Below are 12,254 nucleotides of genomic sequence, written 5' to 3'. Positions count from 1 at the left end.
AGCTGATTCAGCGGGCGATAGAACTGCTGGTGAACAGCCGGCGGGCGGTGGCCCTGACCGGCGCCGGCATCAGCACCCCCTCGGGCATCCCCGATTTCCGCAGTCCCTCTTCAGGGCTGTGGAGCCAGGTCAATCCCATGGTGGTGGCCTCGAAGTGGGGCTTTCGCGCCAACCCCCAGGCGTTCTACGAATGGATCGCCCCCTTGGCAGAGCAGATGCTCACCGCCTTACCCAACCCGGCCCATCTGGCCCTGGCGGAGCTGGAAGGGCTGGGCAAACTGCATGCCGTCATCACCCAGAACATTGACAGCCTGCATCAACGCGCCGGCTCTCAGCGGGTGCTGGAACTGCACGGCCATGCACGGCAGGCCCTCTGCGTGCGGTGCCAGCACGAAGTGCCTGCTGACCAGGTGCTGGAGCAGTGGCGGATCACCCAGCGGGTGCCCCGCTGTCCAGAGTGCGGAGGGGTGCTGAAGCCGGTGGTGGTGCTTTTCGGCGATCTGCTCCCCCACGATGTCTGGCAGACGGCGGAGAACGAGGCCCGGCACTGCGACGTGATGCTCATCGCCGGCTCATCCCTGGAAGTCGCGCCGGCCTCGGACCTGCCGCTGATGGCCTATCACGCCGGCGCCCGGCTTATCCTGGTCAATTACCAACCCACCCCGCTGGATCATCTGATGGAAGTGGCGCTGTACGCCGATGTGGCGGAGGCCCTGCCGGCCATCGCCGCCGGCGTGCGGGAAGCGCTAAAATAGGCGGCACGGTGACGTCATGCTCCTACAGAGGGACGCGAAAAAGGGCCCACGCACTGCGGGCCCTTTTTGCATTCCCCAAGGCGGGGTGATCAGCGGTTGCGGATGACCAGCGGCAGGGCCCCCACCCGATCCACCAGGGACAGGGTGATGTCGCAGTAGCCCAGCCGGTTGATGACGCCGGCCCCGCCGTCCACGATAACGGTGGCGCGGTAGGTGCCCAGCGTCAGGCCGGCGGTCTCAATGGCCAGGTAGATATCCGCCGGCGTCGTCCCATGGGTCGGATAAATGGTCAGCCACTCCACCGCGGAGAGCAGGACCTTCTTCCCGTTGACCACCGCTTCCAGCCCCTCGTCGGTGACACGAACGCTCTCCACCTGATGGGCCTGGGCCTGCAGGGCATCCCACTGATCCTTGAAGATGACGGTGGCGTACCAGTGGATGCCGCCGGCGCCGCCGCCGGCCTGGGTCACCCGCAGGGCACGCTGTGGGATGGCGCGCCCGGGCTTGGAGACAATGTTGATGGTGTTGGGGGTGACCTGCATGGTGGGCGCTACCACGGTCACGGTGACCGGCACGCTGACCGGGCTGTTGGCCACGCCGGCGCCGCCGCTAATGACGATGTTGGTGGTCAGGGTGCCGGCCGACACCCGTTCTGCCACCACTGCCACGTTGATGGTGCCGGGGGTCTGCCCGGAGGTGGGCCAGATGGACAGCCAGTCCACCTGTGGGTTCAACTGCGCCGTCCAGGAGATAGCGCCGGTGGCGGTGGCGTTGGTGACGGTGAGGGTCTGGGCCGGCGGCGCGGAGCTCCCATACTCCATTTGGAAGGTCAGCGAGGTCGGGGAGACCTCCAGGCGCGGCCCGGTGACGATGCCGGTGCCGCCGTCCACATCGCCGGTGGCGAACATCGCCCGGTACGAGCCGCTCTTGGACCAGATGATGGAGGTGGAGGTGCCCGATGTGCCGGGCCGATAGGCGCGCACCAGGTTGTCCTTGAGGATCAGCACATCACTGCGGCCGTCGGCATCGATGTCGCCGGAGCGGATGTCCATCCAGCCCTCGCCGATGACCTCGTCCAGGCTGATGGCGGTTCCGTAGCGGTCCACACCATAGAGGCCGGCGTGGGGCGGGGGCACGTTGCGCAGGAGCCCGACCTCGTCCGCGCCGTCGTTATCGTAGTCAGCCATGGTCACCCAGCGGAAGGCGGTGCCGAAGCCGGTGGAATAGATGGATTCCAGACCTTGCCCTACCCCCTTGACGCGCAGGAGCACGAAGTTAGTGCCCTGGACGGAGCTGATGTTGCGCACAGCGGCGATGTCGTCCAGGCCGTTGTTATCGGCGTCGCCGGCGGCGATGCGCTCAAAGTAATAGCCGTACGATTCTTGGGCGATGGTCTGGCCGGTCTGGGCGTTCAGCACCAGGATGAGGCCTTGGGTGGTGGGGACTTGCTGACGGGTGAGCGCTAGTTCCGCCCGGCCGTCGCCGATGAAGTTGCCGGCGGCCATGTCCGCCCACTGGGCGCCGAACTCCAGGTCCTGGAGCAGGGTCCATTGGGTGCCGGCCTCGTTGCCATCATAGACCAGCAGACGCGCCTTAGCCGTGGCAGTGTTGTCATCACGCAGGAGCATCAGCTCATCCCGGCCGTCGGCGTCAATATCGGCCGCCACCGCCTTCACCCAGTTGAAGCCGGACAGCACCTGTTCGAAGGTGACCTTGGTGCCGGCCGTCGGGAAGGGATCATATATCTTGGCCCGCGAGCCGCCGAGCGCCACAATTTCATCATCGCCATCGCCGTTGAAGTCGCCCGTGGTGACGAAGTTCCATCCCCCTTCGGGGGAGGTCCAGGTGGCAGGGTCTGTGCCGCTGGAATGGAAGGGGTCTTCCACCTGAATGTAGCCGTCGCTCCGGATCAACACCACTTCGTCGTCATGAGCAACCGCCGCGATGCCGGGAGGGATGGTGATGTCCTCTGTCTCTCCCTGTCCCATCGCCGGCGGCACCAGCGCCATGAGCACGAGCAGTGCCAGCAGACCGAGCGTCGCTACCAGTCTTGCGGATTTGCGCATTTTGTACCCTCCAGATTTGGTAATGCTTGGGCTTTCCGTTCGAACTCAGCGAGCAGTACAGCAGGGGCGGACATACCAGGATGCCGTAATCAGCCCGGCGATGGCATCGGCCGGATTATAACACAGCGCACAGGGTACGGCAAACCTTTCCGCCGGCCGGCGTGCCGTGCGGGCTACCTGGGCAACAGCATCTGCCAGGTGCCGTCGAAGAAGATGGCGAACACCTGCCCGCGGTCGTTGTGCCAGGCCAGGCCCCGCTCAAAAGGCTGAAGCACGGCCCGGTAGCCGCGCTCCGGCTCCAGGCCCCAGCCCAGCCGGCCGCGCACCTCGGGGTACGTGCACCAGACCAGGCCGAAGCCGCGTTTGGGCTGAACCATGCCGGCCGGCGCCGGCGCCTGACAGGCGTACTCTTCCGGCCCCGTCCATGCATCCGCCACCGCCATATAGCCGCCGTCGCCCCACAGCACGTAAATCTGCCGCACATCCCCGCGCCAGAACATGAGGCCGTGCTGGAAGGGCTGTTCCGCCATGTCAATCTCCACCTCGGCGTCGGTCGGACAGCCCAGCAGGGATGTGTCAAAGGTGCGGAAGGCAGGGGCAACGGGGCGCGCGCAGGCCGTCGGAGTCGGCGCCGGCGTGGGTACCAATGGAGTGGGAGCGGAGAGCGCGGCCGGCGAAGGCGTCAGCGTCGGCCAGGGCGACGGCGTGGGCACGGCGGTGGGCGCCGGCGGCGCGGGGACCGGCGCATCCTGCACCACCAGCACCTTGCCCTGGATGCCCACTGCGACATAGACGCGCCGGCTGACCGCGTCGGCCGTGATGCTCGCCGGCGGCTCCGGGAGCATTATGCGCGCCACCTCCCCCAGCGTGCGGGCGTCCAGCACCAACAGTTCGCCCTGGGGCGTGCGCTGTGTTCCAGCGGCTGGGATCTGGCCGGCGATGAACAGGTGATGGGTGGCCGGCACATAGGCGATGTCTATCGGCATGGCATCCAGCCGGCGCTCCGACAGATGGGCCAGGGAATCCAGGTCGTCCACGTACAGGCGGTAGCTGGAAAAGTGGACGGCCGTGGAGTACAGCCGCCGGCCATCCACGTCCAGCCAGATCGCGGTGGTGCTGACCCCGCCCAGGTAGCCGGGCAACTGCTCCCCGGTGCGCAGGTCCAGGACATAGATGACCATGCCGCCGTTGGAACCGGGGATGCCGTTAAAGGCCACCATGAAGGCGCGCTGCTGGACCGGGTCCACCCAGGTCTCCACCGGCTCCACCGGCATGTTCCATACGGAGAGGGGCGTGATGCGGAGCGCGGAGACCGCCTGCAGGGAGGCGGCATGGATGACGTGCGTGCCGGCATATACCCTTTCCTGCGACGCATCCACTGCCACCGCCAGCGGCGCATGGAGCGGCACATTCTCCAGCGGCACCATCTGGGCGGAGACGACGTCCGGGTCCACCACCGCCAGGGAGCGGCCGGCCTGGCTGACAACGTACAGCGTCCCCCGCACCGGGTCCAGGGCCATGTCAGAGGGGTTGGGCAGGTCTATGAGATGATGGGCCTGCAGATTGGTATCCATGTAGTGTACGGCGCCGGCCGCCGGCAGGGCCACATATACCCGCTGGCGGGCGCTGTCCGCCTCCATATCGCTGGGTATCAGCGCGGTGGGGATCCAGCCCGTGGCTGAACCGGTGTCGAGGTCAATTGCCACCACGTTGTGGTCGCCCCGATTGGCGGCGAAGAGCCGCCGGCCGCTGTCATCCAGCGCCAGCGCGGTGGTGCCGTTCCCCACGGGAAATGTACGGGTGGTCTGCAGGGTCGCGGCGTCAATCTCCCACACTGCCCCGTCCCAGGAGCAGGCCGCGTACAGCCGGCCGGTGATGGGATGAACCAGGGCCTGTCGCGGGTCCTGCCCGATGGCCGCCCTTCCAACCAGGGCGCCCGTGCCGATGTCAAAGGCTGCCATCCAAGAGGTGCTGGTAGATTCGTCGTAATCGTTGACGTACCAGCGTCCCAGCTTTTCGTCCAGGGCCAGCGTCTGGTACGATTTGGTGTACTGGTCCACCACGATGTCCTTGCTCGTCAAGTCAAAGCCCAGCACCCGCTGGAATCCCACAGCGAGCAGGATATTGCGCGCCGCATCCAGGGCCATGGAATAGGCGTAGAAACCTTCCGGCGTCTGGAAAGAGCCGAGCACGGTGCCCGCCGGCATCTGCCAAATATCTATGCGGCTCAGGCCCGAATACCCCACATACAGCCGGTCGCCGGCGGCCAGCAGGACCGTCGGGGGCGCCGGCAGGGGCCAGGTCTTCTGCAGGGCATCGTTTTCGATGAGATAGAGCTGGTTCGGCGACTCGCTGGCGGCATAGAGCCGGCGCGCTGCCGGCGATGCGGCCAGTGCCACCGGGTAGCCTTCCAGGGAGATGCCGCCCACCACGGCGCGGCCGTCCTGCGCGACCAGCAGGACGGGGTCCTGCCGGCAGAGGATGTACAGCTTGCCGTTCATCCAGCTCAGCGCCACCGGTTCGCGCCCGAAGGCCGGCTGGTCACTGAGGCGTATCTCTTCCAGGAGAGCGATACCGCTCGCCGGCGTGGGCGAGGGTGATGGCGCGGGCGCCGGCGATGTGGGAGGCAGAGCAGTGGGGGGCGGAGCCGGCGTGAAGGTGGGCGAGGGAGCCGCAGGCGTCGGACTGCTGGTAGCGGTTGGGGTGGGGCTGGCAGGGATGCCTGGCCGACAGCCGGCCATCCCGATCGTGAGAATGACCAGTACGATACCAATCACTATTTTCCCTGACCATTTTCCAAGGGGGGTGCTCATCTCTGCGCTCCGTATTGCGGTTCTGGTGTGCGAGGCGCGGGGCGTGCACGGCGGGCATGCTTGCGCGTCGACATATTCGATGCTATCATGCCGGCAAACCTGGCGATTGTCAATTTGCATCCTGATAGCTCGATCAAGGGAGCGGACCAATGGTAGCGAACAGCCGGGACCTGGTCATCGCCGGCCTCCTGCGCCGGCTCGCCCGCATGCAGCAACTGCTTATCGTGGCGCGCATCCTGAACGAGACGCTGGACCTGGAAACGCTCCTGCGCTACATCGTGGAGACGGCCGCCGATTTGACCCAGACGGAGGCCGGCTCGGTGCTCCTGCTGGACAGCAAGGGCGAGCATCTCCGCTTTGCCGCCGCCACCAACATCAAGCCCAGTGCCCTGCGGGAGCTGACCGTGCCGATGGAAAACAGCGTGGCCGGCTGGGTGCTGACCACCGGCAAGGCGATGACGATCCCGGACATCCACCGGGCCGATTTCTTCTACGAAGGGGTGGACGAGGTGTTGGGGTTCCATACCCGCTCCATCATGGCGGTGCCCCTGGAAATTCACGAGCGCCGCATCGGCGTGCTGGAAGTGGTCAATAAGATCGGCGACCGCCCCTTCACCGATGATGATATGGAATCGCTGATGATCCTGGGGACGCTGGCGGCGGTTTCCATCGAGAACGCCCGCCTGTTTCAGCAGAGCGATCTGATCTCGGATGTGGTGCATGAACTGCGCACACCGCTGACCTCGATTATCGGCTACAGCAAGATGCTGTTGATGATGGACAATGTGCCGGCCGCCATGCAAAAACAGTTCCTGGAGACCATTCATCGCGAGGCCAGCCGGCTGGGCGACATGGTCAACACCTACCTCGACCTGGCACGCCTGGAATCGGGACGGGCACAGCTTCACCGGGAGGATGTGGACCTGAATGAGGCGGCGCGCGAGGCGGCGGAACTGATGCACCCACAGGCGGCGGAGCGGGATATTGAGCTGACGCTGGAGCTGAGCGCGCCGGCCTGCACAGCCCATGTGGACAAGGCCCGCCTGCATCAGGTGCTGGTCAACCTGCTGAGCAACGCCATCAAATACAACCGCCCAGGCGGGAAGGTACACCTGGCGGTGACACCGATCGGCGGCCAAGCCCGCATCCGCGTGCAGGACACCGGCGAGGGCATTCCCCCGGATATCCTCCCGTATATCTTCGACAAGTTTTTCCGCGGCGAGGAAAAGGAAGGTCAGGCGAAAGGCACCGGCCTCGGCCTCTCCATCGCCAAACAGATCGTCGAAATGCACGGCGGCTCCATCGAGGTGCAGAGTGTGCCCGGCGAAGGGAGCACCTTCACCGTCATCCTGCCTTTAGAGACGTCCTGAGCCGGCGGAACGTTCCCGCAGATTACGCGCACCCGATGCGCAGGAGGACTTTCAGCGCGCCGCGCCGACCGGCATGGGCAAAGGCCTCCTCCGCCTGCGCCAGCGGGTAGACGGCCTCGATGAGCGCCTCCACCTCGACCTGCCGGCGCGCGAGCACGCGCAGGGCCGGCGCGAACGGCCCACAGCGCGAGCCGATGATGCGCACCTCCTTCACCACTGCCTCGCTCAGGTTCAGCGGATGGACGCCGGCGAAGGTGCTCTTGAGGATAACGGCGCCCTGCGGGCGGACCTGCCGCAGTGCCTCCTGGATGCCCTCCGGCCGGCCGGTGCACTCGATGACGACATCGGCCAGGCCCTGCAGGCCGCCGGGATCATCCATAGGGATAATGCCCCGCTCCCGCAAGATGCGCCAGCGCTCCGGGTGATGTCCGAGCACGAAGGCCTCGGAGCCGGCCAGGGCCACTGCCTGGGCGACCAGCAGGCCCAGCTTCCCATCCCCGAGGACCAGCACCCGATCCGCCGGCCCGATGGCCCCCGTCTCCAGGACCTGCAGGGCGGCGGCCAGCGGTTCCGTGAAGACCGCCATCTCGTCGGATATCTCGTCGGGGACCGGATGCAGGTTCTCCGCCGGCAAAGTCAGATATTCGGCGAAGGCACCTTCATACCCGCGCAGTCCCAGCACCCGCCGCTGAAGGCAGTGCTTGCGCAGTCCCCGCCGGCACATGGCGCATTCCCTGCAGGCGATGGTGATCTCCCCCACCACTCGCCGGCCGACCCAAGCAGGGTCTGGATGCGCGGCGACCGTCCCGACGAACTCATGGCCCGGGATGCCGCGGAAGCCGGGCACATAGCCGCGCAGTAGTTCGATGTCGGTGGCGCAGATGCCGGCGGTGTGCACCCGCACCAGCGCCTCCCCCTCCCGCGGGGATGGCATGGGAAGGTTGTCGCGCACCTGGAGGGTGCTGGCCTCAAGATATATGCCCCGCATCCTTGTCTTCCTCAGCGTTTGATGCCAGTGAGGGTGATCTGCCCCTGCGAGATCGTGACATCCGCAACGCACATGGGCGGGTCCTGGCGATAGGCATCGCTCCACTGGTCGAGCTGGTCCTGGAACTGCTGTTTGACAGCCGCCGGCGCCGGCAGGGGACCCACCAGGACCTGGGTGATCTCCACATCCAGCCAGCAGTCCGCGGCGGAGATCCGCGCTGCGGCGGCGACGGGCACTTCCAGGCCGTCGATGTTCGCCCGGCCGGCGATGCGCACCTGGTCGGGGAGGAGCTGTACGTCATTCAGTTGGTATCCCTGTGCCGGCGCGCCGGCCAGGCCGGCCAACAGTTCCGCTTCCAGCTCCTGCTCGCTCATGGTCACCTGCAGGAGCTGGCCGGCCGGCGCATTCTGCCAGGCCTGCTCCAGCTCGCCCAATGTCGGGTCCACCAGGACGATGGGTGGATACGGGCCGGCGGTGACGCGCACGGCAGGGGTCCGCAGGATCAAAGGCGTCGGTGTAGAGAGGCTTGTCCGCTCCCGCACCTTCTGCAGCAGCCACCAGCTCCCCGCCATCGCCAGCAGGCTGAACAGCAGTACCACCGCCAGCAGTCCGATGAGACAGCCCCTCCTGCTTTTCATGCCATCACTCCATTGCCTCTAGTTGCGCGAGAAGCTCTTTGAATTTCCCCAACGAGGCGCGTGTGATGGGTCCCGCCGGCAGGTACCGGCACGGCGCCGAGGCGCGGGTGGACACATCGAACGTGCCGATCCTGCGCGCCAGCGCGGTGACCTCGGTCTTGTCCATGCCAATGAGCGGCCGCAGAATGGGTTTCTCAATGCCCCAGGAGATGACCTCGATGTTGTCCAGCGTCTGGCTGGCGACCTGGCCCAGGGAATCGCCCATGACGATGGCCTGGGCGTCCAGCTCTTTGGCGATGCGCACCGCTTCCTGGAGCATGAGCCGCTTGCAGAAGACGCAGGTCCAGCGGCCGGCGCCCAACTGATACAGCTTGCGCAGGGCCGGCTCCAGCACCTCCGCATGGGAGAGCACAATGGGCCGCATCTCCCACCCATAGGAATACTGGGCCAGGATCTCGCAGTTTTCCAGCGCTTTCTCCGTCTCCACCGTGCCCTGGGTGAAGTGCAGGGGGATGACGCCGCATCCCCGCTTCAGCATCATCCAGGCCGCCACCGGCGAATCAATGCCGCCCGATATCAGGGCCACCACGCGCCCGGAGACCGGGATGGGCAGGCCGCCCGGGCCGGCCAGGATGTCGCTGAACATCAGCACCCGGTCGCGGCGCACCTCGATGCCCAAGATGAAATCGGCCGGCCCCTTCAGCCTCACGGTTGGGCCAAAAGCCTCCTTGACCGCGCCTCCCACCTGGTAGTTGATCTCCGGCGAGGTGAGCGGGAAGCTTTTATCGGCGCGGCGCGCCTCGGTGCGAAAGGTATGCTGAGGCCCCAGCCCGAACTGCGCCGCCATGCGCAGGGCCTCGGCCTTCATGGCCTCCAGGTCCCTGGGCACTTCGGCCACCTGGCTGATGGAAACGATGCCGAAAACCCGCTGGAGGACAGGAAGCGCGGCCTCCGGCTGGTCCGTTTCCACATAGATGCGGCGGTCCTCCTCGCGGACCTCGCCGGCGATGCCGTTTTTGCGCAGGGCGGCGCGGATATTGCGCCGGAGCTGGCGCGTGAACATGCGCAGATTTCTGCCCTTTAGCGCGATCTCCCCATACCGCACCATCAACAGTGCCATAGCACTCTCACTCCTTCCAGATAGATAAAGGGGGCCAGTACTGCTGGCCCCCATGATTGCGACAATGTCAGGCCGTCGGGCGGATATCTCAGGCGGCCGCCCGTTTGTCGGCCCGCCGGCGGAACAGCCGGCCAAAATCTCCCAGCTCCCAGGAGACCAGCAAGGGCACGGCGTTAAAGATGGAGGAGTAGGTGCCGCTGATCATGCCCACCAGCAGGACGGAGGCGAACTGCTTCATGGTCTGGCCGCCGAAGAGCAGGATGGCGACCAGCACGAAGATGGCGTTCAACTGGGTGGCCAGGGAGCGGTGCAGGGTCTCCAGCAGACTGCGGTTGACGATCACCTCGAAGGGTTCGCCGCGGCGCTTGGGGATGTTCTCGCGGATGCGGTCGAACACCACGATGGTGTCCTGTACGGAGAAACCGATGACCGTCAGGATGGCGGTCAGGAAGAGGGCATCCACCTCCCAGCCGGCGATGAGGCCCATCAGGGCGAAAAAGCCAGAAGCCACCAGCACGTCGTGCACCATGGCGGCGATGGCGCACACGCCGTAGCGGAAGGCGTTGGGCACGCGGCGGAAAGCCAGGATGATGAAAACCAGGATGACGAGGGCCGCGGCTATGGTCGCGATGAAGGCAGTACGGGTGACGAGGGCGCCGATGGTGGGGCCGACCAGCTCATACCGCAGTTCTTCCGCCTTCCCGAACTTGTCAAACAGGATCTGGGCGATCTGCGTCTTGACCTCCGGCTCCAGCGGCTTACAACGGATGAGGGCGGTGTAGCCGTCCGTGGTGGTCTGCACCGTGGTATCGCTGTAGCCCTGGTCCACGAACACCTCGCGCACTTCCGCCGGCGTCACTGGCTGGGGGAAGCGCAGTTCCCACAATGTGCCGCCGGTGAAATCAATGCTCAGGCGGAAGAGGGTGCCGAACCGCGTCAGCGAGATGATCATGGCGATGATGCCCAGGGTGATGAGCACGCTCGAGAGTAAGAAGTACCATTTCCGTTTTCCGACGATGTCAAACATGGAGCCTCCCTGCGAACATGTCCATGAGTTCTTCAGCGCTTCCCATCCGCCGGCCTACGCACCCAACAGCCACTTCTTTTCCCGCAGTTTCTCACCCGTGAGCGAGAAGAGGGTGATGATAAAAGTGCGGGTCACGGTGATGGCGGTGAACATGCTGATGAGCACACCGATGAAGAGCGTGACGGCGAAGCCCTTGACCATGCTGGCCCCGTAGTTGGAGCCGAACCAGTACAGGATGACACAGGTCAGCAGGGTCGAGATATTGGAGTCGCGGATGGAAGTCCAGGCGCGGGAGAAGCCGGCCTCAATGGCGCTGTGGAGCGGCCGGCCGGCGCGCAGTTCCTCCTTCATGCGCTCGAAAATGAGGATGTTGGCGTCCACCGCCATGCCGGTGGAGAGCAGGAAGCCAGTGATGCCCGGCAGGGTCAGCGTGACCGGCACGAGCTGATAGATGGCCAGGTTCAGCAGTGCGTAAATCAACAGGGCCATATCCGCCACGGAACCCAACAGGCGGTAGTAGGAGAGCATGAACAGGAGCACGACGATGAGGCCGATGATGCCGGCGCGCAGACTGCGCTGGACCGAGTCCTGCCCCAGCGTGGGGCCGACGGAGCGGGTCTCGACCACCTTGAGGGGCACCGGCAGGGCGCCGTAGCGCAGTTGAATGGCCAGCCGCTGGGCCTCTTCCAGTTTGAAGCCCTGCTGGCTGGTGATGCGGCCGCGCCCTTCGGTGATGGGGGTCTCGATGCGCGGCGAGGAGATGACCACTTTATCCATGGTGATGGTCAGGAACTTGCCGACGTTCTTGCGGCTGAAGTCCGCCATGATTTTGGCGCCTTCGTCGGTCAGCTCGAACTCGATCTCGGGCCGGCCGTACTCATCCGTGCCCACGCGCGCCGACTTAAGGTGCCGGCCGGTCATGATGGTGGTGAAGACCTGGTCGGTGATGGTGGCCGGCGTGGGGGTCGCTTCGGGAGCGGCTTCGGCGGTGGGGGTTGGCTGTGCACCCTCCTCGGCGGTGCTGTAGGTGGTGCGGATGACGGTGCCTTCCGGCAAGGAGAGGTCCCCCGTGTCCACGAATTCCAGCAGACCGGTACTGCGCAGGGTCTGGATGGCGGCGTCCGGGTTCTCGATGCCCGGAAGCTGGACAATAATGCGGCGGTCGCCCTGGAGCTGGACGAGCGGCTCGGTCACGCCGAGGGCGTTGACGCGGTTCTCGACGATGGTTTTGGCGGCTTCCATGGCGTCCAGGGTGACGGTCTCGCCGGCCGGCAGGTCCGCCTCCAACAGCAGTTGTGTGCCGCCCCGCAGATCCAATCCGAGATGGATGTAGATATCGCGGTCGAAGCGCCAGGAGCCAATCTTGATATGGATGCCGGGGTTATTGGGCAGGACAACCCAGAGGGCAAAGGCCGTAAGCAGGATAATGACGATCAGGAGCACGATGTTTCTCTGACTCATGTACCAGCGATCCTCC

The 12,254-nt window shown here is 65.6% G+C and carries 9 protein-coding genes; 2 read left to right on the top strand and 7 right to left on the bottom strand.

The window, feature by feature from the left end; translation table 11 throughout:
- Window positions 1-2: 2 nt before the first annotated feature.
- Window positions 3-755, top strand: coding sequence for an NAD-dependent deacylase (locus H5T60_05440; protein MBC7241871.1), 753 nt, complete (start codon window positions 3-5; stop codon window positions 753-755).
- Between the two features lie 89 nt (window positions 756-844).
- On the opposite strand, the gene H5T60_05435 is transcribed toward H5T60_05440, so the two are convergent.
- Entirely contained in the window at window positions 845-2,821 is a 1,977-nt protein-coding gene (locus H5T60_05435) for a hypothetical protein (protein ID MBC7241870.1), read from the bottom strand.
- Between the two features lie 173 nt (window positions 2,822-2,994).
- Complete coding sequence (locus tag H5T60_05430; GenBank protein MBC7241869.1) at window positions 2,995-5,598, bottom strand: hypothetical protein; 2,604 nt, start codon at window positions 5,596-5,598, stop codon at window positions 2,995-2,997.
- A 185-nt stretch (window positions 5,599-5,783) separates the two neighbouring features.
- Here H5T60_05430 and H5T60_05425 point away from each other — a divergent pair, with 185 nt between their 5' ends.
- Window positions 5,784-7,004: a GAF domain-containing sensor histidine kinase gene (locus H5T60_05425; protein ID MBC7241868.1), complete on the top strand. Its 1,221-nt coding sequence runs from the start codon at window positions 5,784-5,786 to the stop codon at window positions 7,002-7,004.
- A 22-nt stretch (window positions 7,005-7,026) separates the two neighbouring features.
- Here H5T60_05425 and H5T60_05420 read toward each other — a convergent pair whose 3' ends face one another.
- From H5T60_05420 to secD, 5 genes are all read right to left on the bottom strand, one after another.
- Window positions 7,027-7,992: an alcohol dehydrogenase catalytic domain-containing protein gene (locus H5T60_05420; GenBank protein ID MBC7241867.1), complete on the bottom strand. Its 966-nt coding sequence runs from the start codon at window positions 7,990-7,992 to the stop codon at window positions 7,027-7,029.
- Between the two features lie 11 nt (window positions 7,993-8,003).
- A complete protein-coding gene (locus H5T60_05415) occupies window positions 8,004-8,630 on the bottom strand; it encodes a hypothetical protein (GenBank protein ID MBC7241866.1) in 627 nt (208 codons plus the stop codon).
- A 4-nt stretch (window positions 8,631-8,634) separates the two neighbouring features.
- A complete protein-coding gene (thiI, locus tag H5T60_05410) occupies window positions 8,635-9,750 on the bottom strand; it encodes a tRNA 4-thiouridine(8) synthase ThiI (protein ID MBC7241865.1) in 1,116 nt (371 codons plus the stop codon).
- Window positions 9,751-9,838: 88 nt separating this feature from the next.
- Window positions 9,839-10,777 carry a protein translocase subunit SecF gene (gene secF / locus H5T60_05405; GenBank protein MBC7241864.1) on the bottom strand — a complete coding sequence of 313 codons (939 nt, stop codon included), beginning with the start codon at window positions 10,775-10,777 and terminating at the stop codon, window positions 9,839-9,841.
- A 54-nt stretch (window positions 10,778-10,831) separates the two neighbouring features.
- Window positions 10,832-12,238 (bottom strand): protein translocase subunit SecD, encoded by a 1,407-nt coding sequence (gene secD / locus H5T60_05400; protein MBC7241863.1) that lies wholly within the window; start codon window positions 12,236-12,238, stop codon window positions 10,832-10,834.
- Window positions 12,239-12,254 lie beyond the last annotated feature (16 nt).

The organism is Anaerolineae bacterium (genome assembly GCA_014360855.1).
Taxonomy (GTDB): Bacteria; Chloroflexota; Anaerolineae; order JACIWP01; family JACIWP01; genus JACIWP01.
Note: the sequence above shows the minus strand (reverse complement) of the source record. Positions and strands in the feature narration are given on the sequence as shown.

Coding starts and splice junctions, on each gene's coding strand:
- H5T60_05435 (MBC7241870.1), bottom strand. CDS start 2,821: ATGCGCAAATCCGCAAGACTGGTAGCGACGCTCGGTCTGCTGGCACTG.
- H5T60_05425 (MBC7241868.1), top strand. CDS start 5,784: ATGGTAGCGAACAGCCGGGACCTGGTCATCGCCGGCCTCCTGCGCCGG.
- H5T60_05420 (MBC7241867.1), bottom strand. CDS start 7,992: ATGCGGGGCATATATCTTGAGGCCAGCACCCTCCAGGTGCGCGACAAC.
- H5T60_05415 (MBC7241866.1), bottom strand. CDS start 8,630: ATGAAAAGCAGGAGGGGCTGTCTCATCGGACTGCTGGCGGTGGTACTG.
- thiI (MBC7241865.1), bottom strand. CDS start 9,750: ATGGCACTGTTGATGGTGCGGTATGGGGAGATCGCGCTAAAGGGCAGA.
- secF (MBC7241864.1), bottom strand. CDS start 10,777: ATGTTTGACATCGTCGGAAAACGGAAATGGTACTTCTTACTCTCGAGC.
- secD (MBC7241863.1), bottom strand. CDS start 12,238: ATGAGTCAGAGAAACATCGTGCTCCTGATCGTCATTATCCTGCTTACG.